This window comes from Pseudomonas sp. C5pp (genome assembly GCF_000814065.1).
Classification (GTDB): Bacteria; Pseudomonadota; Gammaproteobacteria; order Pseudomonadales; family Pseudomonadaceae; genus Aquipseudomonas; species Aquipseudomonas asiatica.
This window is the reverse complement of sequence record NZ_JWLN01000024.1, coordinates 68715-92240: the sequence shown is the minus strand read 5'-3', so window position 1 is coordinate 92240 and position 23526 is coordinate 68715. Positions and strand designations below refer to the sequence as shown.

21 protein-coding genes are annotated in these 23526 nt (G+C 63.6%); 10 read left to right on the top strand and 11 right to left on the bottom strand.

Translation table 11 applies throughout. The features are described 5' to 3' along the window. Nucleotides 1-21: 21 nt before the first annotated feature. The 10 genes from RR51_RS19350 to ehuR all read right to left on the bottom strand — a co-directional run bounded on the left by RR51_RS19350 (nt 22) and on the right by ehuR (nt 11802). The gene (locus RR51_RS19350) at nt 22-1218 is read right to left on the bottom strand and encodes a monovalent cation:proton antiporter-2 (CPA2) family protein (RefSeq protein WP_039614410.1); all 1197 of its coding nucleotides are present in this window, start codon (nt 1216-1218) and stop codon (nt 22-24) included. Between the two features lie 35 nt (nt 1219-1253). Next, nucleotides 1254-2072: a polyphosphate kinase 2 gene (gene ppk2, locus RR51_RS19345; RefSeq protein ID WP_003256373.1), complete on the bottom strand. Its 819-nt coding sequence runs from the start codon at nt 2070-2072 to the stop codon at nt 1254-1256. A gap of 229 nt (nt 2073-2301) precedes the next feature. Next, a complete protein-coding gene (gene ycaC / locus RR51_RS19340) occupies nt 2302-2922 on the bottom strand; it encodes an isochorismate family cysteine hydrolase YcaC (protein WP_010951959.1) in 621 nt (206 codons plus the stop codon). 125 nt (nt 2923-3047) lie between these two features. After that, complete coding sequence (locus tag RR51_RS19335) at nt 3048-4433, bottom strand: aspartate aminotransferase family protein (protein WP_039614409.1); 1386 nt, start codon at nt 4431-4433, stop codon at nt 3048-3050. 12 nt (nt 4434-4445) lie between these two features. Then, nucleotides 4446-5912 carry an NAD-dependent succinate-semialdehyde dehydrogenase gene (locus RR51_RS19330; protein ID WP_039614408.1) on the bottom strand — a complete coding sequence of 489 codons (1467 nt, stop codon included), beginning with the start codon at nt 5910-5912 and terminating at the stop codon, nt 4446-4448. Between the two features lie 36 nt (nt 5913-5948). Beyond that, on the bottom strand, nt 5949-6968 hold the full coding sequence (gene doeB, locus RR51_RS19325) for a N(2)-acetyl-L-2,4-diaminobutanoate deacetylase DoeB (protein ID WP_052261083.1): 1020 nt from the start codon (nt 6966-6968) through the stop codon (nt 5949-5951). A gap of 3 nt (nt 6969-6971) precedes the next feature. Then, nucleotides 6972-8162: an ectoine hydrolase DoeA gene (gene doeA, locus RR51_RS19320; RefSeq protein ID WP_039614407.1), complete on the bottom strand. Its 1191-nt coding sequence runs from the start codon at nt 8160-8162 to the stop codon at nt 6972-6974. 36 nt (nt 8163-8198) lie between these two features. Continuing rightward, on the bottom strand, nt 8199-9191 hold the full coding sequence (locus RR51_RS19315) for a cyclodeaminase (RefSeq protein WP_039614406.1): 993 nt from the start codon (nt 9189-9191) through the stop codon (nt 8199-8201). A 30-nt stretch (nt 9192-9221) separates the two neighbouring features. Then, on the bottom strand, nt 9222-10193 hold the full coding sequence (eutB, locus tag RR51_RS19310) for a hydroxyectoine utilization dehydratase EutB (RefSeq protein ID WP_039614405.1): 972 nt from the start codon (nt 10191-10193) through the stop codon (nt 9222-9224). A gap of 214 nt (nt 10194-10407) precedes the next feature. Continuing rightward, nucleotides 10408-11802 carry a MocR-like ectoine utilization transcription factor EhuR gene (gene ehuR / locus RR51_RS19305; protein ID WP_031324447.1) on the bottom strand — a complete coding sequence of 465 codons (1395 nt, stop codon included), beginning with the start codon at nt 11800-11802 and terminating at the stop codon, nt 10408-10410. 239 nt (nt 11803-12041) lie between these two features. Between ehuR and ehuB the strand changes: the two genes are divergently transcribed. From ehuB to ehuA, 4 genes are all read left to right on the top strand, one after another. Continuing rightward, nucleotides 12042-12896, top strand: coding sequence for an ectoine/hydroxyectoine ABC transporter substrate-binding protein EhuB (ehuB, locus tag RR51_RS19300; protein ID WP_024086249.1), 855 nt, complete (start codon nt 12042-12044; stop codon nt 12894-12896). A gap of 62 nt (nt 12897-12958) precedes the next feature. Beyond that, entirely contained in the window at nt 12959-13618 is a 660-nt protein-coding gene (gene ehuC, locus RR51_RS19295) for an ectoine/hydroxyectoine ABC transporter permease subunit EhuC (protein ID WP_013970844.1), read from the top strand. Then, on the top strand, nt 13615-14271 hold the full coding sequence (gene ehuD / locus RR51_RS19290; RefSeq protein ID WP_003256382.1) for an ectoine/hydroxyectoine ABC transporter permease subunit EhuD: 657 nt from the start codon (nt 13615-13617) through the stop codon (nt 14269-14271). Before ehuC ends, ehuD begins: the two co-directional genes overlap by 4 nt. 59 nt (nt 14272-14330) lie before the next feature. Beyond that, entirely contained in the window at nt 14331-15125 is a 795-nt protein-coding gene (ehuA, locus tag RR51_RS19285) for an ectoine/hydroxyectoine ABC transporter ATP-binding protein EhuA (protein WP_220467664.1), read from the top strand. Between the two features lie 15 nt (nt 15126-15140). On the opposite strand, the gene RR51_RS19280 is transcribed toward ehuA, so the two are convergent. Then, nucleotides 15141-16160, bottom strand: a complete 1020-nt coding sequence (locus RR51_RS19280) for a transporter (RefSeq protein ID WP_024086247.1) — start codon at nt 16158-16160, stop codon at nt 15141-15143. Nucleotides 16161-16639: 479 nt separating this feature from the next. On the opposite strand from RR51_RS19280, the gene RR51_RS19275 reads away from it, so the two are divergent. From RR51_RS19275 to RR51_RS19250, 6 genes are all read left to right on the top strand, one after another. Next, entirely contained in the window at nt 16640-17029 is a 390-nt protein-coding gene (locus RR51_RS19275; RefSeq protein WP_015268917.1) for a YybH family protein, read from the top strand. Between the two features lie 92 nt (nt 17030-17121). Further along, nucleotides 17122-18621 carry a purine-cytosine permease family protein gene (locus RR51_RS19270; protein ID WP_039614404.1) on the top strand — a complete coding sequence of 500 codons (1500 nt, stop codon included), beginning with the start codon at nt 17122-17124 and terminating at the stop codon, nt 18619-18621. A gap of 13 nt (nt 18622-18634) precedes the next feature. Then, nucleotides 18635-20065 (top strand): aldehyde dehydrogenase family protein, encoded by a 1431-nt coding sequence (locus RR51_RS19265; protein ID WP_039614403.1) that lies wholly within the window; start codon nt 18635-18637, stop codon nt 20063-20065. A gap of 419 nt (nt 20066-20484) precedes the next feature. Beyond that, nucleotides 20485-20730, top strand: a complete 246-nt coding sequence (locus RR51_RS19260) for a hypothetical protein (RefSeq protein WP_024086246.1) — start codon at nt 20485-20487, stop codon at nt 20728-20730. Between the two features lie 264 nt (nt 20731-20994). Then, entirely contained in the window at nt 20995-22116 is a 1122-nt protein-coding gene (gene fic, locus RR51_RS19255) for a protein adenylyltransferase Fic (protein WP_039614402.1), read from the top strand. Nucleotides 22117-22304: 188 nt separating this feature from the next. Continuing rightward, on the top strand, nt 22305-23522 hold the full coding sequence (locus RR51_RS19250; protein WP_039614401.1) for a DUF3422 domain-containing protein: 1218 nt from the start codon (nt 22305-22307) through the stop codon (nt 23520-23522). Nucleotides 23523-23526: the final 4 nt, after the last annotated feature.

Genomic DNA, 23526 nt, shown 5'->3' with positions numbered 1-23526 from the left:
AGGTGCGCCATGAGGCGCGATTCATTGGCCCGCTTCAGGGGCTGCCGGTGTGGGGCTGTCGTCACGCAACTGCCGCGCCAGGGCCATCATTACCAACGGCACTACCGCCATCGACAAGGTGATGGCCAGCACCAGCAGGTCATGCACCTGCTGCCCCAGCACCTGATGATCCAACGCCAGCTTGAACACCACGAAGGCAAACTCGCCGCCAGACGCCAGCACCACGCCCAGGCACAGCGCCTGGGCCTGGGTGAGCCCACCTGCGGTGCGGCCCAGGCCATACAGCAGCGGCAGCTTGATGACCACCAGCAGCAGGGTCAGCCCCAGCACCATTAACGGCATGCCGAACAGCAGGCGCAGGTCGGCGCTCATCCCCACGCCAACGAAGAACAGCCCCAGAAGCAAACCCTTGATGGGCTCGATCTGGGTTTCCAGTTCGTGGCGGAAAGGCGACTCGGCCATCAGGACGCCCGCCAGAAATGCCCCCAGCGCCATCGACACGCCCACGTGCTCCATCACCCAGGCGGTGCCCAGCACCACCAGCAAGGCGGTAGCGGTCGACAGCTCCGGCAGGCCCGAACCGACTGTCCATTTGAAGACAGGGGTCAACAGGTAGCGGCCAAAGATGATCAGCACACCTATGCCAACCACCACCGCCAGCACCGGCCAGGCACCTTCGTCGGCGGTACTGACATCACCACCGAGCAGTGGCACCACGGCAATCAGCGGGATCGCGGCAATGTCCTGGAACAGCAGGATCGCCACGGCCAGGCGGCCGTGCGGCTTGCCCAGGTCCTTGCGCTCGGCCAGTACCTGCAGGCCAAACGCTGTGGACGACAGCGCAAGGCCCAGGCCCAGCACGATGGCAGCCGGCTTCGACTGGCCGAACAGCCAGTACGCCAGCAGGCCAAGCACTACAGCACTCAGGCCCACTTGTAGCGAGCCGACGCCAAACAGCGCCCGGCGCATGCCCCACAAACGCCGCGGCGAAAGCTCCAGGCCGATGACGAACAGCAACATCACCACACCCATCTCCGACAGGCGTGCCACGTTATCCGGGTTGTTCAGCAGGCCAAATACCGATGGCCCTATGAGGATGCCCGCCAGTAGATAACCGGGCACCGCCCCCATTTTCAAACGCTGCGCCAGCGGTACCAGAAGCACCACGGCCAGCAGGAACACCACCGTCGCCTGCAACAGGCTGCCATCATGTGGCATAGGCTCGCACCCTCGCTGCTCCCCGCGGGGAGAGATCAGAAACGCTCTTCGACGACTTTGAACGGGTAGTTGACGGCCTTGTATTTGCCGATCTTGCCGCGCTTGGGCAACTTCACCAGCCCGTCGCGGGTGATGTCCTTGTAGGGAATGCGCGTCAACAGATGGCTGATGATGTTCAGCCGGGCACGGCGCTTGTCGTTGGAATGGGCCATGAACCACGGTGCCCATGACGAGTCGGAGGCGGCGAACATTTCGTCGCGGGCCCGGGTGTATTCATCCCAGCGTGTGTAGGACTTGAGGTCCATCGGCGACAGCTTCCACAGCTTGCGGCCATCGTTGATGCGGTCCTGCAGGCGGCGGGTCTGCTCTTCGGCGCTGACCTCCAGCCAGTACTTGATGAGGATGATCCCCGACTCGACCATCATCTTTTCGAACAGCGGCACCACGGTGAGAAACTTGCTGCTCTGCTCTTCACTGCAGAAGCCCATCACTCGCTCGACACCGGCGCGGTTGTACCAGCTGCGGTCGAAGATCACTACCTCGCCCGCGGCAGGCAGGTGGCCCAGGTAGCGTTGCACATACATCTGGCTCTTTTCCCGCTCGGTTGGCGCCGGCAGCGCCACCACGCGGAATACTCGCGGGCTGACGCGCTCGGTAATGGCCTTGATGGTACCGCCCTTGCCGGCGCCATCGCGGCCCTCGAAGACAATGCACACCTTCAGGCCCTTGGCCACTACCCATTCCTGCAGCTTCACCAGCTCCACGTGCAGCTGCTTGAGCTCCTTCTCGTACGCCTTGCCGCCCAGTTTCTCCGGCTGGTCCTTGGGGTCTCTCTTCCTGGACGACTTCGACATGGCACTCTCCTGAGGGCGAATGAAGAGTCAGTATGGTCGATCCATGGCAGTTTGCCGCTTCGCTTGTGGATTTCGCAGGCTTGCCTCTATCTCATTGATTCTGCGAGTGCTGGTGAGTGTTCCGGGGAGGATGTAGGAGCGGGTTTACCCGCGAATGCGTCATTGAATCTACCGACGCATTCGCGGGTGAACCCGCCCCCACAGGGTACGGGGTGCCTTCAAGGCCGGATTACTTGGCCAGTTTGTTGTAGCTGGTCATCAGGTTGCGGTAATCCGGAATATGGTTGGAGAACAGGGTCCCCAGCCCTTCGATGTCGTTGCGCCAGTCACGGTGCAGTTCGCAGGCCACGCCGAACCAGGTCATCAGTTGCGCCCCGGCGGCCTCCATGCGCCGCCAGGCCGAGTCACGGGTCAGTTCGTTGAAGGTGCCGGAGGCATCGGTGACGACGAATACCTCGAAGCCCTCCTCCAGCGCCGACAGTGCCGGGAAGGCCACGCACACTTCGGTCACCACGCCGGCGATCAGCAGCTGCTTCTTGCCGGTAGCCTTGACGGCCTTGACGAAGTCCTCGTTGTCCCAGGCGTTGATGTTGCCAGGCCGGGCGATGTACGGGGCGTCGGGGAACTGCTCTTTCAGTTCGGGCACCAGCGGGCCGTTGGGGCCGGTCTCGAAACTGGTGGTGAGAATGGTCGGCAGCTTGAAGTACTTCGCCAGGTCCGACAGGGCCAGGACGTTGTTCTTGAAGCGGTCGGGGTCGATGTCCCTTACCAGCGAGAGCAGGCCGGTCTGGTGGTCGACCAGCAGCACGGCGGCGTTGTTCTTGTCCAGACGCTTGTATTGGAAGGCCATGACGGGTTTCCTTGCGTTAGCGGGTTGGGAATATCAGCGTAGGCAAGGATGAAAGGTGGATGGGACCGTCAGTCGGTTCGCCTGCCAAGGCCGGCGATGGGGCCGCATGGCGGCCCCTACAATGCTCAGCCGAGCACCTTGCCAGCTACCTCATCGACCGCCACCTTGGTGATGGCGACGATCTTTTCGGCATCCTCCTGGTCCAGCACCAACGGCGGTGCGAAACCGAGAATGTCACCATGCGGCATGGCCCGGGCGATCATCCCGCGCTCAAGGCACGCTGCCGACACCTGTGGCCCGACTTTCAACGCCGGGTCGAACGCCGTACGCGCCTCGCGATCGGCCATGAACTCGATTGCGCAAAGCATGCCGTCACCCCGTACTTCGCCTACCAGCGGGTGGCCTTCGAAGGTTTCGCGCATGCGCCGGTTCAGGTATGCCCCCACCACTTCGGCATTCTCGGTCAGGTTCTCGCGCTCGAGAATATCCAGGTTGGCCAGCGCCGCCGCCGCGCAGATCGGGTGCCCGGAGTAGGTCCAGCCGTGGCCCATCGGGCCGGCCTTCTGCGAGCCTTCTTCGATCACGTTCCACACCTTCTCACCAACGATCACTGCCGACAGAGGCGCATAGGCGCTGGTCAGGCCCTTGGCCGTGGTGATCAGGTCCGGGCGGATGTCGTAGCGCTGGCTGCCCATCTTCGAGCCCAGGCGGCCGAAGGCGCACACCACTTCGTCGGCGATCAGCAGCACGTCGTAGCGATCGAGCACGGCCTGGATCGCCTTCCAGTAGCCTTTGGGCGGCACGATGATGCCACCGGTGCCCATCAGCGGCTCGCCAATGAACGCGGCGACGGTATCGGGGCCTTCTGCCAGGATCAATTGCTCCAGCTCGTCGGCGCAATAGCGCACGAAGGCCTGCTCGTCCATGTCGGCCGGTGCCTTGCGGTACCAGTGCGGGCAGACCGTATGCTTGACGCCCTCCACCGGCAGGTCGAAATGCTGGTGGAAGCTGGGCAGGCCGGTAAGGCTGCCAGTCATGATGCCCGAGCCGTGATAGCCGCGGTCGCGAGAGATGATCTTTTTCTTGAGTGGACGACCGAGGATGTTGTTGTAGTAGCGCACCAGCTTGACCTGGGTCTCGTTGGCATCGGAACCCGACAGGCCGTAATAGACCTTTTTCATCCCGGCCGGCGCCCAGTCGATGATGCGGCTGGAAAGCTCGATGATCGCTTCGGTCGAGTGGCCGACGTAGGTGTGGTAATACGCCAGCTCCTTGGCCTGACGATGGATCGCGTCAGCGACCTCGGTACGCCCGTAACCGATGTTCACGCAATACAGGCCGGCGAAGGCGTCGATCAGTTCGCGGCCTTCATGGTCACGCAGGCGGATGCCCTCGGCACCGGTGATGATCCGGCCCTTGAGCGCGCCGCTGGCGTGGTCATGGGCGTGGGTCGAAGGGTGCATGAAGTGGGCGCGGTCCTGTTCGAACAGCTGGCTGAAATCTTGGCTCATGGCAAACACTCCTTAGAACTGACCGTGGTGGTGCAAGCAAACGTATTTGGTTTCGACGAAGGGTTCGAAGCCCTCGCTGCCGCCTTCGCGGCCCAGGCCCGAGGCCTTCATGCCGCCGAACGGGATGGGGTGGCCGGTGAACTTGACGCCGTTGATCGCCACCATCGCGTGGTCGAGCCGGCGCACCAGCGGGTGCACGACATCGAGGCGGTTGCCGACGATGTAGGCAGCCAGGCCGTACTCGGTGTCATTGGCCATGGTGATGGCCTGCTCCAGCGTGTCGAACGGCATGACCCCGGCAATCGGCGCGAAGTTTTCTTCCTGGTAGATGCGCATCGCCGGCGTGACATCGGCGAGCACCGTCGGCTGGAAGAACCAGCCACCCAGCGCATGGCCCTCGCCACCGACCAGGCGCCGGGCGCCACGCTGCAGGGCGTCCTCGACCCGGGCCTGGGTGGCATCGAAGGCGGCCTGGTGCATCAGCGGGCCGACCTCTGCCGCTGTCTCCTCGCCATCGACCATCGCCGGGCCAACCTTCAGCGCCCGCACCGCTTCGGCGAAACGCATCAGGAATGCTTCGTACAACGGCCGCTGCACCATGATCCGGTTGGCCGCGCAGCAGTCCTGGCCAGACGTCTGAAACTTGGCGGCCACGGCCACCCGCACGGCCAGCTCCAGGTCGGCATCGGCGCAGACGATGAACGGCGCGTTGCCGCCCAGCTCCAGCGCCACTTTCTTCACATCCTGAGCCGCGGCTTGCAGCACCAGCTTGCCGACACGGGTCGAGCCGGTGAAGCTGACCGCCCGCACGCGGCTGTCGCGCACAAGGGTTTCCATGGCCATCTGCGGCTCGCCGATTACCACGTTGAACACCCCCGGCGGGAAGCCGGCGTCCTCTGCCAGCTGGGCCAGGGCCAGCGCCGAAAACGGTGTTTCGTGGGCCGGCTTGACCACCACCGTGCAGCCGGCCGCCAACGCCGCAGCCGCCTTGCGGGTGATCATGGCACTGGGGAAGTTCCACGGGGTGAGCAGCGCGCAGACCCCGACGGGCTCCTTCAGCGTACTCAGCTGGGCCCCCGGAATATGGCTGGGGATAGTCTGCCCGTTGAGGCGCCGGGCCTCCTCGGCAAACCAGGGAATGAAGCTTGCCGCATAGGCGATTTCACCGCGTGCTTCGGCCAGCGGCTTACCCTGTTCCTCGCTGAGAATGCGCGCCAGAGCCTCCTGGTGCTCGAGCATCAATTCAGCCCAGCGCCGCAACAGCGCAGCGCGGCTGTCCGGACTCTGCTGGCGCCAGGCCGGGAAAGCCCGCTGGGCGGCATCCACCGCGGCGACGATCTGCTCGTGGTCGAGCAGCGGCACATGGCCGATGACCTGGCGGTTGGCCGGGTCATGCACGGCGATGCTGTTGCCGCTGTGGCTGTGCAGCCATTGGCCATCGACGTGGCACAGGCTGTTGAATGGGTAGTGGTGTGACATGACTGTTCTCCATACCTCGTTGTCGTGGCGCCAGGTTCAGGCCAGTACGTCGGCGATCACCGCCAGGGTGTCGCCGCACTGCACCAGGCCGGGAAAGTGCCGGGCTGCGAGCAAGCCATCGCGTCGGGCGCGGTACTCGACCGGAGCGCTGCCGGTGCGGCGGATGTCATGGATACGGGCGATCACTTCGCCCTGGCTGACCGTTTCGCCCAGGTCGCGGCACATCTCCAGCAATCCGTCGTGCTCGCTGGCGATGAAGCAATCGCCATCGGGCATGTCCAACAGGGTTGTCTCGCCCTGCTCCACTTCGCCGGCAAGGATGCCGGCGTGAATCAGCACATTGCGCACGCCGCGCTCCGCCAGAGCCACGCTTTTCGCCGTGGAGGTGCCACCACCGCCCAGTTCGGTGGTGATGAACACCTTGCCCTGCTCTTCTGCCGCGGTGTCGTACATCGCCTGCGCATCCAGCTCGAGCATGCGCATGCTGTAGGGCGCGGCGAAGGCCTGCATGCCGGCTTCACAGCGTGCCTGCTGGGCCTTGTCGGGCAGCACATGGCATGCAGCGAACGGCAGGAAGTCGAGGGTGCGACCACCGGAGTGGATGTCCAGGACGATATCGGCCAACGGCAGCAAGGTGCGGCGGAAATAATCGGCGATCTTTTCCGTCACGCTGCCATCAGGCCGGCCAGGGAAGCTGCGGTTGAGGTTGCCCCGGTCGATCGGCGAAGTACGGGTGCCCGCCTGGAACGCCGGTGTGTTCATGAACGGCACGATGATCACCCGCCCGTTTACCTGCTCGGGCTGCAGCTGCTGAGCCAACTTGCTCAGCGCCACCGGGCCTTCGTATTCATCACCGTGATTGCCACCAGTGAGCAAGGCAGTAGGGCCATTGCCATTCCTGACCACCGTCAGCGGAATCATCACCGCCCCCCAGGCCGAGTCGTCACGCGAGTACGGCAGCTTGAGGAAGCCGTGCTGCACACCGTCCTGCTCGAAATCCAAGGTACAGGTGATCGGGTTGGCCACCGTGGCGGCGGCCTGTGCGATTGCATTCATGGGTCAGTCCTTCACGAACAGCTGGCGCGGCACGTTGCACAGGGTCTCGACCCCGGTCTCGGTGATGAGGATGCTTTCGGTGATCTCCAGGCCCCAGTCGTCCATCCACAGCCCCGGCATGAAGTGGAAGGTCATGCCCGGTTGCAGCACGCTGGTGTCGCTCGGGCGCAGGCTCATGGTGCGCTCGCCCCAATCTGGCGGGTAACTGATACCGATCGGGTAACCACAGCGGCTGTCCTTGTGTATGCCGAACTTCTCCAGCACACGGAAGAACGCCCTGGCGATGTCACCGGTGGTATTGCCTGGCCGCGCGGCATCGAGGCCGGCCGCGATACCTTCGACCACCGCCTTTTCGCCATCGAGAAAGTGTTGCGGCGGCTTGCCCAGGTACACGGTACGCGACAGCGGGCAGTGGTAGCGCTTGTAGCAGCCGGCAATCTCGAAGAACGTGCCGGCGCCGCGGGTGAACGGGGAATCGTCCCAGGTAAGGTGCGGCGCGCTGGCATCTGCGCCAGTCGGCAGCAACGGCACGATGGCCGGGTAGTCGCCGCCATGGCCATCGACACCGAGAATGCCGCTGCGGTAGATCTCGGCCACCAGCTCGTTCTTGCGCATGCCGGGCTCGATGCGTTCGAGGATGCACCCGTGCATCTGTTCGACGATGCGCGCGGCGATACGCATGTATTCGATTTCCTGCGGCGACTTGACCGCCCGCTGCCAGTTGACCAGCCCGGCGGCATCGCTGAAGCGCGCCTGCGGCAAGTGCTTGCACAGCGCCTGGTAGGCCGCCGCGCTGAAGTAGTAGTTGTCCATCTCCACGCCGATGCTCAGGCCGCCCCAGCCCTTGGCCAGAATCACCTCCTGGCACAGGTAGTCCATCGGGTGGCGCTCGCGTGACTGCACATAGATGTCCGGGTAGCCGACGATGTTGTCGTGCAGCATGAACACCGTGCGTCTTGCGCCATTGGCGTCCTGGCCGCGGCCAAACCAGATCGGCTCGCCATCGAGCGCCAGCAGCACGCACTGGTGCACGTAGAACGACCAGCCGTCATAGCCGGTGAGCCAGGCCATGTTCGATGGATCGGTAACTAGCAAAAGCTCCAGGCCCTGTTGCTGCATGGCAGCGCGGGTCTTGGCCAGGCGCTGGGCGTACTCCTGCCGGCTGAACGGCAGGTTGACCACTGTCTGTGACATACGGATGCCCTTCTTGTGAGTGGGTTGCGAAAACTGTCAGCTGTGAAACGCCAGGCCTTTGTGGGCGGCGATTGCGCGTTCGAAGGCAAGGTTGGCGATGGCGGTGTCCTGGGCCCCGGTGCCTGTCAGGTCGCACAGGGTGACCTCTTCGGCCTGCGCACGGCCCGGGTGCAGGCCGGCGATGATCTGGCCCAGCTCGGAATGAACGGCCTGTTCGCTGACCGCGCCAGCGCGCAAGGCGTGGTGCAGTTCGCCCAGCACGCGGGTCTGGCTCAGGCGGTCGGCGACATAACGGTCGAGCCGGGCCAGGGCCGTGGGCGCGATCTCGTTCTTGTGCTCGGCATCCGAGCCCATGGCAGTGATGTGCAGCCCCGGTTGCAGGTGATGCGGCTGGATCAGCGGCTCGCGGCTGGGGGTGCAGGTGATGGCGATATCGACCGCCTGCATGGCCTGGTCGACACTGTCGCAGGCCTGTACCTGCAGTTGCCCATCGCGCCCCAGGTCATCACATAACGCTGCGGTTCTCTGCGCATCGCGCCCCCACACCTTGACCTGCTCGATCGGCCGCACCAGGCGCAGTGCCTGCAGCTGCAGGCGTGCCTGTTCGCCACTGCCGATCAAGGCCACGCTGCGGCTGTCCTGCCGCGACAGCCAGCGGGCAGCCACCGCACCGGCTGCAGCGGTGCGCACGGCGGTGAGGTAGCCATTGTCGAGGAGCAAGGCATCGAGCAGGCCAGTGCGGGCCGACAGCAGCATCATCATGCCGTTGAGGCTGGGCAGGCCAAGCTTGGGGTTGTCGAAAAAGCCTGGGCTGACCTTGATCGCGAAACGCTCCAGCCCAGGCAGGTAGGCGGTTTTCACGTCCACCTCGCCGTTGTGCTCGGGCACATCCAGGCGCAGGATCGGCGGCATCGCCACATTGGCCGTGGCAAGCAGGGCAAAGGCCTGCTCGATGGCATCGATCGCGTCGCGGTCGAGGGTAATGCAGCTACGCAGGTCGGCTTCGCTGAGCAAGGTGATGGCCGGCATTCGAATACCTCCAGTGAAGGAACGTGAATTTCAGGCGTCGCCGCCGTTGATGACGCGCTGATGCTGTGCGCTGTCGACGTTGCGCCCGCTGACCACCACCACCACCGGGCCGCGGGCCGTCACCAGGCCGTCGAGCAGCGCGGCGATGCCGACTGCGCCGGCACCTTCGAGTACCAACCGTTCGTGCTGGTAGGCATGGCGCATGCCATTGGCGATCGACGCTTCCGGCAGCAGGTGGAGTTGGTCGAGCAGACGCTGGGTCATGTTCAGGGTGTGCTGGTTGCCCAGGCCGATGCCGCCGCCGAGCGAGTCAGCGAGTGTCGGCAGCTCCTCAACCTCGACCGGCCTGCCGGCCTGCAGGCTGGCGTACATCGCCGCGCCGCGCTGTATGCTGATGCCATGGGTGGTGATCGCCGGCTTGATGCTTTTCATGGCCAACGCCACACCTGCGAACAGGCCACCACCGGAGAGCGGAATCAGCACCTGCTCCACCTCGGGCAACTGCTCGATGATTTCCAGGCCCAACGTGCCCTGGCCGGCGATGACCTGAGGGTGATCGAAAGGTGGGATCAGGGTTGCGCCCTGTTGGTCGGCATGTTGTTGCGCGGCGTGCTGGGCATCGTCCTGGGAGTGGCCGACGATGCACACTTCGGCGCCCAGATCGCGGATGGCCTGGACTTTGTTGGCTGGCACCAGTTGCGAAAGAAACACGGTTGCCTTCACGCCCAGTTGCGCAGCAGCGTGGGCCACCGCCCGGCCGTGATTGCCGGTGGAGGCCGTAACCACGCCGCAAGCGCGTTGTTCAGCGCTGAGTGCGGCGATGGCATTGCTGGCGCCGCGCAGCTTGAAGCTGCCGGTGGTCTGCAGGGCTTCGAGCTTCAGGTAGACCGGCGTGCCCAGGTGCCGTGACAGGCTGGGGGAAAGTTCCAGCGGCGTGCTGCGCACCAGGCCGTGGATACGCTGGCGGGCGAGGTAGAGATCGTGAAGCGAGAGCGCTGACATGACCGGGACCCAACAAGTGAGCTGATGTTGGGCGGAGTGTATGAGGCGAAAATTGTCGTGATGAATGTACTAGGGCAATTTGCCGGGGAATTTGTTTTTGCCTGTACCGGCCTCTTCGCGGGTAAACCCGCTCCCACAGGTTCCGTGCGGGGTTCAGGAAATGCGCGATTCCTGTGGGAGCGGGTTTACCCGCGAAGAGGCCGGTACAGGCCGCTCAAAGCTCGTGGATCTGCGGATACTGCCCGAACAACTCCCGCATATCTCCAAAGGCCTGGCGCAGCTTTGCCTCGGAACACTCGGCGCCCACGCACAAGCGCACGGCCCGTGGCCGCGGTGTACCGCGCACCAGGAACGGCTCCGGCGGCGTCACCGCAATCTGCCGGCGGCGCAAGGCACGCACCAGGCTGTCCACTTCCCAGCGCTCGGGAATGTTCAGCCAGGCACCCAAGGCATGGGCGTGCTGACCACGCACATACTCCCCCAAGTACTCACGCAACAACGCCTGACGCTCGCCCAGCAAGGTGCGCTGCAGCGCCACCAGCTGCGCCGCGCGCCCGTCGTTGATCCAGCGCGATGCAATCTCCGCCACCAGGGGCGTGGCCATCCAGCTGTTGACCCGCAAGATGCTCTCGGTGCGCAGCGCCAGCCGCTTGGGCATGGCCAGATAGCCCACGCGCAGGCCGGTAAGCACCGATTTGGTCATGCTGGTGCAGTAGAACGACAGCTCCGGCGCATAGGAACTGAGCGGCCTGGCATGGCTGCCACCCAGTAGCGGCCCATAAACGTCATCTTCGATGATATGCACGCCAAAGCGCCGGGCAATTTCGGCAATCTCCTGGCGCCGGCTGTCGGGCATCAGGCTGACGGTCGGGTTGTTGAGGTTGGGTGTGCACACCAGCGCGGTCACCCGCTCGTTGCTGCAGATGTCCTCGAAATGTTCCGGGTTGATGCCCTCGCGGTCCATCTCCAGGCCCTTGAGGGTGAAACCGAGCACCTGTGAATTGCCGATCACGCCATGGTCGGTCAACCCCTCGCACAGCACCACATCATCCGGCCCGGCCAGCGAGGCCAGGGCCAGGAAGATGGCGTGGGCGGCGCCGTTGGTTACCAGCACATCGTCACGCTCGACCTGCATGCCCAGGCCGGCAAGCCAGCGCACCGCGGCCTCGCGGTGGCTCTCGAACCCGGCGATGGGCCGGTAGGCATGGATCCACGGCTGCTCCTCTTCCACGGCCAGCTCGGCGCAAGTGTCGCGCCAGATGCGCTCATGCACCTGGGTGTGCAGGATGCGGGTGATGGAGAAGTCGACCAGGGTACGCTCGGGCAGGTCGATGATGTCATCGGACACGCGGTCGCTCATGCGCCGGCTGACGAAACTGCCACGGCCGATCTCGCAACGTACCAGGCCTTGGCGCTCGAGTTCCTTGTAGGCATTGGTCACGGTCTGCACGCTGATGCCCAAGGCATCGGCTACCTGTCGCTGCGGTGGCAGGCGCTGGTCATGTACCAATACGCCGCGCTCGATCTCGCCGGTGACGGCCTGGACCAGGATCTTGTATTTGGACTCGCCGATGCGGGCCGCGTCCAGGGCTGCCTTCCAACTGTTCATCATGATGTTCGCTTCGCTTGCCGGGGCCAGGGTCACAGCATCCCCCGTACAAGTGCTTCGGGCAATTGTCCTAGTGCAATGCCATCGCCGTTTCAGCTTTTGTATGCTCGCCCCAAGGTCGAACTCCCGCTGCCTGGCAGCCTCGAACAAAAGACCGACCTGCTATCGCTGTTTTGCTCCACTGCCTCCTAACACAGAGCCGTCGACGACGGTTTTTATAACAAACAGGAGCTTCATTGATGAGCCAGCCTTTCAACGTTCCACGCCCCTTCCAGCGCCTGCTGATGGCCTGTGCCGCCGTCGGTGTGCTCGCCAGCGCCCAGGCCGCCAGCCTGGACGAGATCAAGGAAACCAGCCGCATCCGCATCGGCTACGCCAACGAAACCCCGTTCGCCTTCACCGAAACCGATGGCCGTGTAACCGGTGAGTCACCGGAAATCGCCAAGATCATCTTCGAGAAAATGGGCATCAAGCAGGTCGATGGCGTGCTCACCGAGTGGGGTTCGTTGATCCCGGGCTTGCGCGCCGGGCGCTTCGATGTGATTGCAGCAGGCATGTACATCACCCCCGCACGCTGCAAGCAGGTGATCTTCACCGACCCGCAGTACGCCCTGCCCGACACCCTGCTGGTGGCACAGGGCAATCCGAAAAACCTGCACAGCTACGCCGACATCGCCAGGAACCCGGACGTGAAGCTGGCGATCATGGCCGGCACGGTCAACCTCGCCTATGCCCGCGACTCCGGCATCACCGATGCGCAGATCCTTCAGGTGCCGGACACCACCGCCCAGTTGCAGGCCGTGCGTGCCGGCCGCGCCGATGCCGCCGTGGGCACCCAGCTGACCATGAAGGGCCTGGCGAAAAAGGGTGGCGACAAGGTCGAGGCGATCAGCGACTTCACGGATGACCCGGCCCACACCGGCTACGGTGCCCTGGCCTTCCGCCCCGAGGACAAAGCCCTGCGCGACGCGGTCAACGCCGAGATGAAGAAGTGGCTGGGCAGCGAGGAGCATCTGAAGACCGTCGCGCCGTTCGGCTTCGACCGCAGCAACGTGACTGACAAGACCGCCGCCGAGCTCTGTGCCCAGCAGTGAATCGAGGTGGCATGGCGCTTGCCGTGCCATTCCCTGTGTAATCCGATTATTCAGGTCGAACCATGGGTGAATTGATACCGTTGTTACTGCAAGGCGCCTGGATCACCATCCAGGTCACCTTCTTCGGCTCGCTGCTGGCCATCGTCGCCGCGATCCTCGCTGCCCTCGGCCGGCGTTCGTCATGGCGGCCATTGAGCTGGCTGTGCGTGGCCTACATCGAGCTGTTCCGCGGCACCTCGCTGCTGGTGCAGTTGTTCTGGCTGTTCTTCGTATTGCCGCTGCCACCGTTCAACGTCGAACTCAGCGCCTACACCGTGGCCATCGTCGGCCTCGGGCTGCACATCGGTGCCTACGGTGCCGAAGTGATGCGCGGGGCGATCAGCTCGGTGGCCAAGGGGCAGTACGAAGCCTGCACCGCGCTGAACATGCCCGCCACCACCCGTTTCCGGCGGATCATCCTGCCGCAGGCATTGCTGGCGGCCATCGCACCTGGCACCAACCTGCTGATCGAACTGCTGAAGAACACCTCGCTGGTGTCGCTGATCACCCTGTCGGACCTTAGCTTCCGCGCCCGTCAGCTGGACCAGGCGACCTTCCAGACCCTGGAAATCTTCAGCCTCACCCTGCTGCTCTACTTTGTCCTGGCGCAGGTCATCAACTTCCTCATGCGTCGGGTCGAACGGCGCCTGAGCCGCGGTCGCCTGCGGGGGAGCCTGTCATGAATTTCTGGGACTGGAACTACGTCGCGCAAATCCTGCCCGACTTGCTGCAGGCGTCGCTGAAAACCCTGGGCATCACCTTGGTTGGCTTCCTGATCGCAGTGGTGCTGGGCCTGTTCCTGGCCATCGCCCGACGCAGCCGCCAGGCCTGGCTGTCGTGGCCGGTGGCATTGCTGATCGAGTTCATCCGCAGTACGCCGCTGCTGATCCAGGTGTATTTCCTCTACTACGTGCTGCCCAACTACGGGGTGAACATGACGGCCATGCAGGCCGGCATCATCGGTATCGGCGTGCACTACGCCTGTTACCTGGCCGAGGTTTACCGCGGCGGCCTCGACTCGGTGGCGCGCAGCCAGTGGGAAGCGGTGGTCGCCCTCAACTTCGCGCCGTGGACCGCCTACCGGGCAGTCATCCTGCCCCAGGCGATTCGCCCGATCCTGCCGCCGTTGGGCAACTACCTGATCGCCATGCTCAAGGACACCCCGGTGCTGTCGGCCATCACCGTGGTGGAAATCATGCAGCAGGCCAAGAACGTCGGCTCCGAAAGCTTCCGCTACCTCGAGCCGATCACCCTGGTCGGTCTGTTCTTTCTGGCCTTGAGCGTCGCTCTGGCCTACCTCGTTCGGCGCCTTGAAGTGCGCCTGGAGCTCCGCTGATGATCGCCCCTGTGACCCACTTCGCCACTGCCACCGCCACCCAGCCGCTGGACACCCACATGCCCACACCGGCCATTGCCCAACCGATCGTCAGCTTCAAGGACGTGACCAAACGCTACGGCAGTTTCACCGTGCTCGACGGCCTCAACCTCGATGTCGCCCCCGGCGAAAAGGTGGCGATCATCGGCCCCAGCGGTTCGGGCAAATCGACGTTGCTGCGGGTACTGATGACGCTTGAGGGCATCGACCAGGGCATGATCGAAGTCGATGGCGAATCGCTCACCCACATGCCCGGGCGCAACGGCGAGCAGCTCATCGCCAACGAGCGCCATGTACGCAAAGTGCGGGCGAAGATCGGCATGGTGTTCCAGAGTTTCAACCTGTTCCCGCACATGAGTGCCTTGCAGAACGTGATCGAAGCCCCGGTCCAGGTACTGGGCGTGAAGCCCTCCGAGGCGCGCGAACGGGCTGCGGAGCTGCTGGAGATGGTTGGCCTGGGCAACAAGTTCGAGCATTACCCGTCGCAATTGTCCGGAGGTCAGCAACAGCGCGTGGCGATTGCCCGGGCGCTGGCGATGCGGCCCAAGGTGATGCTGTTCGACGAAGTGACCTCGGCGCTGGACCCGGAACTGTGTGGCGAGGTGCTGAACGTGATCCGCCGGTTGGGCAGCGAACACAACCTGACCATGCTGATGGTGACGCATCAGATGGGCTTTGCCAGGGAGTTCGCGGATCGGGTGTGCTTCTTCTACAAGGGGCAGATCCACGAACAGGGGACGCCGGCGCAGATCTTCGAAAACCCGCAACAGGAGCGGACCCGGGCGTTCCTGAGTGCAGTGCGAGAGGCGAACTGACCGGCGATCGTCGCGTCAGTACTCGCGCCGCTTGCGAAACGCCCAGCGCCCCACCAGCACGGTGAAGGTCGCCACCAGGGCCACCAGCACCCAGAAACCATGGGGGTTTTCCGCCAGCGGCACACCCCCGACATTCATGCCGAAGAAGCCGGCGATGATGTTGATGGGCAGCGCCAGCACGGTCACCACAGTCAGGGTGAACAGGGTGCGGTTGGTCTGTTCGTTGAGCTTGGCGGCGATTTCTTCCTGCAACAGCTTGATCCGCTCACCGAGGGCGGTGAGGTCGCTGATCACCAGGGTGAACTCTTCTGTGGCCGCGCGCAGCTGGCGTATGTCCTGTTCCTGCAGCCAGTCGGGCGGCCGGTTGAGCAGGCGCAGCAGCGCCCCCGGCTCCAGCGCCAGCAGGCGCTGCAAGCGCACCAGCACCCGGCGCATGCTGCCCAGTTCGGCGCGGTTGTCGCTCAGGCGCTGGGACAGCAACTGGTCTTCGATGCGGTCGACGCTGGTGGTGGTTTCACGCACGATCTGGGTCAGCACATCGCCCTGGTCGCGCAACAGATGGACCAGCAACTCGATGGACGAATGAAAGCGCTCGCCATGCTTGACCGACGAGCGCAGCTTGTCGACCGAATGCAGCGGCTGCAACCGCGCGCTTACCAGCAACTGGCTGCTGGCGCAGGCCCACAGCGTGGAGATGTCCGAGGACACCAGGCCGAAGTTGAACACCACATCGTTGACCACCGCCAGCAGCGCCGAGTCGGCGTGTTCGATACGGGTCGAGCGCGAACCTTCGCGCAGGGTTTCGAAGAAGGCTTCGGGCAACTGCAGGTGGGTGCGCAACCAGCGTTCGCAGGCAGCGTGGGCCAGGTTCAGGTGCACCCAGAGAAACTCGCCAGGTTCCAGCGGCTGGCCGAGCGTGCGCAACAACTGCGCCGAATCGATTTCGCGCCCCGGCTGGCCAGGGCGGAAGGCGAAGGCGTAGAGCAGGCCGAACAGGTCGTGGTCCTGCGGCAGATGCAGCGCGGGATGGCCCATTCGAACTCGCAATGAGGCACGGGGAGATGGCAGAAAGGTTGCTGAATATTCGTTGCAGTCAGATGACAGCTGGATAGCTGAAAGCCCTTTGGGCTGCGCTGTCGCGTAGAGAGCCGAATTCGCAAGCGGTCCGCATACCCTGTGGGAGCAACTGTCTTGCTCAAATTCTAAAAGTTGGCGCAATCCCCTGTGGGAGCGGCTTTAGCCGCGAAGAATCCAACGCGGTGCATGGCACCGGCTGCGCCGGTGTTCGCGGCTAAAGCCGCTCCCACAGGGTCCCTGCTAATTCAATGAGTTATGTGCAGCCTTATGAGAGCGGGCACGCCCGCTCCCACAGGATGCGCAGTGCGAAACCTGAGAAAGCGCAGCCATCACTTCACAAATTCCTGAACTGATTATTTGCCCGCAGCGATTTTTCCCCTCGCCAACCGCCACCAGAATCGCTTCACCACAATCACAAGAACCGTGAGGCCACTCCCGTGGACCAGACACTCCAGGTACGGCAAGCCGCCGCCGACCTCGTTGCGGCGTTCGCCAGCAACGACACCGCTCGCTATTTCGCCTGCTTCAGCGAAGACGCCACCTTCCTTTTCCACACCCTGCCGCAACCGCTGCTGTCGCGCCATGCCTACGAGCAACTCTGGGCCCAATGGCAGGCCGACGGGTTTGCCGTGCTCGCCTGCGAATCGGGCAATGCCCAGGTGAGCCTGCAAGGTGACGTGGCGATCTTCATGCACGATGTGGCCACGCACATCCGCATCGCCGGCGAAGAACACCAGTTGAGCGAGCGCGAGACCATCGTCTTCCGCCGCCACGGCGAACGGTGGCTGGCCTGCCACGAGCACCTGTCGGTCGTATCGCCGGCCTGATCCCCTTTACGCGGCCCTGCCGCCCTGCCATCGCACCCACAAGAAGGCCCGCGCACTGCGCCGGCCCACAACAACCGCGCTGGAGCATCACCATGAGCCACTCGACCGGTATCGAGACCAACGGCGTCGAACAGATCCCCGACGATCAACGCGACGCCTCCCCGCTGGACCTGTTCCGCCTGATCTTCGGCGGCGCCAATACCTTCGCCACGGCCGTGCTGGGCAGCTTCCCGGTGCTGTTCGGGCTGTCGTTCCAGGCCGGCGTGTGGGCGATCCTGCTCGGCGTCAGCGTGGGCGCGCTGATCCTCGCGCCCATGGGCCTGTTCGGCGCGCTCAACGGCACCAACAACGCGGTGTCGTCGGGTGCGCACTTTGGCGTGCACGGGCGCATCGTCGGTTCGTTCCTGTCGCTGCTCACCGCGGTGGCATTCTTTTCGCTGTCGGTGTGGAGCTCGGGCGACGCCCTGGTCGGCGGTGCCAAGCGCCTGGCCGGCCTGCCGGAAACCGACCTGACCCTGGGCCTGGCCTATGGCCTGTTCGCGGTGCTGGTGCTGGTGGTGTGTATCTTTGGCTTCCGCTTCATGCTGTGGGTCAACAAGATCGCCGTGTGGGCCTCGAGCCTGCTGTTCCTGCTGGGCATCGTTGCCTTTGCCGGGCCGTTCGACGCCGGTTATGCGGGTAGCGTAAACCTCGGCCAGGCGGGCTTCTGGGCGGCATTCGTCGGTGCGGCGATCCTGGCCATGAGCAACCCGGTGTCGTTCGGTGCATTCCTCGGCGACTGGTCGCGCTACATCCCGCGTGAAACACCCAAGGCGCGCATCATGCTGGCGGTGATCGCGGCCCAGGGCGCGACACTGATCCCGTTCCTGTTCGGCCTGTGCACCGCCACCCTGGTGGCCACCCAGGCGCCGGACTACATCGCCGCCAACAACTACGTCGGTGGCCTGCTGGCGGTGGCGCCAAGCTGGTTCTTCCTGCCGGTGTGCCTGATTGCGGTGATCGGCGGCATGTCGACCGGCACCACCGCGCTATACGGTACTGGCCTGGACATGTCCAGCGTGTTCCCACGCCTGCTCAGCCGTGCCGGCGCCACCCTGCTGATTGGCGTGCTGGCGATCGGTTTCATCTTCATCGGCCGCTTCACCTTCAACCTGGTGCAGAGCGTGTCGACCTTCGCTGTGCTGATCATCACCTGCACCAGCCCGTGGATGGTGATCATGATCCTCGGCCTGATCACCCGCCGCGGCTTCTACCATGCCGACGACCTGCAGGTGTTCACCCGCGGCCAACGTGGCGGCCACTACTGGTTCCTGCATGGCTGGAACTGGCGCGGCATGGGGGCGTGGATCCCCAGCGCGGCGGTGGGCCTGTGCTTCGTCAACCTGCCAGGGCAGTTCGTCGGCCCACTGGGCGACCTGGCCGGCGGCATCGACCTGAGCCTGCCGGTCACCCTGGGGCTGGCCGGTGTGCTGTACCTGCTGCTGCTCAACCTGTTCCCCGAACCTGCCGGCGTGTATGGCCCCCAGGGCCCGCGTTGGGTGCGTTGCAAAAGCACCGCGCACTCGCCGGTAACCACCGCCGAAACGGCCTGACTGGAAACCGACCATGACCACTTCCCACTACATTGCCGGCCGCTGGGTCGAAGGCCAGGGCAGCGACTGCATCAGCGTCAATGACCCGGCCCTTGAGCAACCGTTTGCCGAACTGATGGCCGCCAGCGTCGCCCAGGTAGACCAGGCAGTGACCGCTGCCCGTGACGCCCTGCCCGCCTGGAAAAGCACCAGCGCCAGCGAACGCGCCGCCTACCTGCGCGGCTTTGCCGAACAGCTCGGGCAGCGCCGTGAAGCGTTGATCACCTTGCAGATGCGCAATAACGGCAAGCCACGTCACGAGGCGGAAATCGACCTGGACGACGCCATCGCCACCTTCGGCTACTACGCCGAACTGGCCGAGCAACTGCCATCGAAGAACCGCGATGTGCCGCTGGCTGCGCCGGGTTTCAGCGCTCGCACCCGCCTGGAACCGGTGGGCGTGGTCGGCCTGATCGTGCCGTGGAATTTCCCGCTTGTGACCAGCGCCTGGAAGCTCGCCCCGGCCCTGGCCGCTGGTTGCACCGTGGTGCTCAAGCCATCGGAGGTCACCCCGCTGATCGAACAGGCCTACGGCCAGATCGCCGATGCCCTGGAGCTGCCGGCCGGGGTGTTGAACATCGTCAACGGCAAGGCCGAAACCGGCGCTGCACTGAGCAACCACAATGGCCTGGACAAGCTGTCGTTCACCGGCAGCAATAGTGTCGGCAGCCAGGTAATGCGCAGCGCTTCGGCGCAGTGCCGGCCGGTGACGCTGGAGCTGGGCGGCAAGTCGGCGATCGTGGTGTTCGATGATTGCGACGTGGGTCAGGCAGTGGAATGGATCGTCGCCGGCATCACCTGGAACGCCGGGCAGATGTGCTCGGCCACTTCGCGGCTGCTGGTGCAGGACGGCATTGCCGATGCATTGCTGCCGCGTTTGCAGGCCGCACTGGAACAGCTACGGGTCGGTAATCCATTGACCGAAGAGGTCGACATGGGGCCGCTGACCAGCCAGGCGCAGTGGCTGAAGGTGGCCGGCTACTTTGCCACGGCGCGGGAAGAAGGCCTGCAGTGCCTGGCCGGTGGCAAGGCGCTGGACCGGGATGGCTGGTTCGTCAGCCCGACGCTGTATGCCGACGTGCCGAAAGACAGCCGCCTGTGGACCGAGGAAATCTTTGGCCCTGTGCTGTGCGCGCGTCGCTTTGCGACCGAGGAACAGGCGATTGCCGAGGCCAACGATAGCCGCTTCGGGCTGGTGGCTACGGTGTGCTCCGCCGACCTGGAGCGCGCCGAGCGGGTGGCCGATGCGCTGGAGGTTGGCCATGTGTGGATCAACTCGGTGCAGGCGGTGTTCGTCGAGACCTCGTGGGGTGGCACCAAGGGTAGCGGGATCGGGCGTGAGCTGGGGCCTTGGGGGTTGTCGGCCTACCAGTCGGTCAAGCATGTGACGCGTTGTCTGGGTTGAGATTTCCGGGGCCGCTTTGCGGCCCTTTCGCCGGCAAGCCATGTGCCATCCCTGTGGGAGCTGGCTTGCCGGCGATCGAGGGCGAAGCCCTCGCCTTGGCCCCTCAGATGTAAGACTTTTCCCAACCTGAAACCAAATGCTTCAGCTGGAAGTAGCTTGGGAATTATCCTACCCGCGCCGCAGCCGTTTCTCTGTTGTTGAACAGGAGCATCAGGGCTAATTTCCCTGGGTCGTCAAAAATGGCGACCGGGTGTGAGAGCCCGTGCTGATCTGGTTGCAACCTCAACGGTAGCTGTGCGCGGGCAGGCTTGGTCCTGGCCGGGTTCCTAGGTCTCCGGTCTCTCACCCCGCGTACGGCTGCCACCCGATCCTGTGAGAGGGAATGAGGTGGTAGCTCCTGACCGACCTAGGGAAACGCAATGAATAAACTTGTGCCCGATCCACCTGTAAAACCTGGCTCCCGCCCGTTCTACACCATCAACAACGACTTGCCCTCACCCGAGGCACTTCGTTACGTCTCGCAATTGCTGCTCGGCATTGAGGACACCCTCGACGAATACATCTGCGCCAACGCTGGCGAACCGGGCATCGGGTTGTTGGTCAATACCGTGCATAACGTGCAAATGACCCGGGCGCTCAACCAGTTGCTGTTGAACCGCGAGTAAGGCCTGGAATTGATGCCGGGCTCACCGGCCTCTTCGCGGGTAAACCCGCTCCCACAGGGATAGCGCAGGCCTGAAGGGCAGCACCGTACCTGTGGGAGCGGGCTGGCCCGCGAAGAGGCCGGTACAGGCTTCACAGGATATGTCGCAAAAAAGCCATTTCGAGAACACGTTTGGCAAACATGTCGCTGGCAGCGACACATTGACAAAACGTGTCGCCGAAATCACAAAATAGCGACACATTCCTTCCCGATCAGGCGCTCGTGTATGACTGCTTCCCACCTACCCTGGCAGGCCGACAAACCGTTCAATCAGCTTCCTGCCTTGCCACCAGCCACTGAACTGGAAACACGGGCAGTGCTCAAACGCTGCATCGAAGCACGTACAGCCTTGGGGGAGCTGAAACAGGCCGCTGAACTGATCCCGAACCAGACGATGTTGATCAACACCCTACCGTTACTGGAGGCCAAAGACAGCTCGGAAATCGAAAGTATCGTCACAACGACTGACATGTTGTTTCAACACGCACAAGATAGTGACGGACATGCAGACCCCGCCACCAAGGAAGCGCTTCGCTACCGAACCGCTCTGTATCGTGGTTTCCAGTCACTTTCCGAACGCCCCCTGTCCACTGGGACAGCAGTCGAGATCTGTCGTACGCTGAAAGGCGTGAACATGGACGTACGCCGTGTTCCAGGCACACAGCTCGCCAATGACCGCACGGGTGAAGTCATCTATACGCCGCCAGAAGGTGAAAGCCATCTACGCGACTTGCTCGCAAATTGGGAGCGTTTCCTGCACAACGAAACCGAGCTGGACCCTCTGGTGCGCATGGCCGTGGGGCACTATCAGTTCGAAGCTATTCACCCATTTTCCGACGGCAACGGTCGTACCGGTCGCGTGCTCAATATTCTTTTTCTCATTGAGCAAGGTCTGTTGAACCTGCCCATCCTTTACCTGAGCCGTTTTATCATCGCCAATCGCAACGACTATTATCGACTGCTACTTGATGTTACGCGAGAGCAAGCCTGGGAGCCTTGGTTGTTGTACATGTTGAGTGCGGTCGAGCAAACCGCTAGATGGACAAGCGCCAAGATCACCGCTATCCGCAGCCTTGCCGAGCACACCACTCAATATGTACGCGAGCGATTGCCTAAAATCTACTCGCGCGAGCTGGTCGATGTCATTTTTGAACAGCCCTATTGCCGTATTGGCAACATCGTTGAAAAGCAGATCGCTCAGCGACAGGCCGCATCACGCTATCTACAAGATCTGGCGGGAATAGGCGTCTTGCAGGAGATGCAAGTAGGCAGAGAAAAGCTGTTCATTCATCCAAAGCTGATGCAGCTGCTGGTCCGTGACAGCAACGAATTCAGATATTACGAATGATCACCCCATCCGATATTGGATTGGGTAGTAAGGCGGGATACCGGGGCCACTTTGCGGCTCTTCGCGGGCAAGCCCGCGAAGAGCTGGCACAGGCGACACAAAACTCTGCGTCCGCGTGACTTTGCCCGCCCACCGCAAAGTCCCACATCCTGGTACCCCCACAATCACAACACCAGGCCGGACCACCCATGCACCCTCAACGCACCGCCTTGCACAACGAACTGCACGCCCGCCCGTCGCTGTATTTCGACGGCCCGGCGCATGTCTTCCACCTGGCCTTGCTCGGCGGCGATGCTGCCTGTGCGGCACTGCTGCAACGATGCTGCCCGGATGCCCTGGACACCGCAGCCGCCCAAGGCATCACCCGCCTGGATGGTCATCCGTTCAAGTGGGAACGGCACACCGAGTTCTTCACCCTGACCCTGGTGGTGCCCTGCACTCCCGCCGACACCGAGTGGCAAACGCTGCCGCCGGTGCTGGCCGAGGCTATCGCCCCGCAAGCGGCGCAAGTGATCAATGCGGTGCAGGTGCTGGTCCGTGACGAACACGAACTGGACCTGCCCCACTACGGTTTCAAGGACCCGTGCGGCTCCTGCGTCGGCGGTGGCGATGCGGTGGTGTGGAGCGATTTTCGCCTGACCGAGGACGGCACCAACCGCTTCCTGTTCATCAACCGTCGCCTCAATGCCTACCGACAGGGCCGCATGATCCGCCGTCTGCTGGAGATCGAGACCTACCGCATGATGGCCTCGCTGACCCTGACCACGGCCAAGGACCTCAGCCAGGAACTGGATGCCTTCGACAAGACCCTGGTCAACCTCTCGGAGCGAAGTGCCGGTGTCGATGACCATGATTCCAAAGGCTTGCTGGAAGCCATTGCCCACCTGTCACGCCAGGTGGTCAGCCGTACGGTGAAAACCCGCCACCGCTTCGGCGCCACGCAAGCCTATGCGCAACTGGTGTTCGAACGCCTGGGCGAGCTGCGGGAAAGCCATGTGGGCGACTGCCAGCGCCTGGGGGTTTTCATCGAACGCCGGTTCAAGCCGACCGTGCGCTACTGCGCGGCCACCGAGCAGCGCCTGGAGCAGCTGGCAAAGAATGTGGCCAACCTGGGCGACCTGTTGCAGGCGCGGGTACAGGTGGAAATGGAAGAGCAGAACGCCGGGATCCTGCGCAGCCTCAATGCCCGGGCTGATGCCCAGGTGAAGATTCAACGGGCGGTGGAGGGGCTGTCGATCATTGCCATCACCTACTACCTGCTGAACTTGTTCAAGCTGCTGTATGGCGGGCTGAATGTGCTGGGGTTGGGGCTGACGGCGCGGGATGGGCTGTTGGCCATGGCGCCGCCTGTGCTGTTGGTGTTGCTGGTGATTTTGCTGAGGATCAGGCAGGCCAAGCAGCATTGAGGCA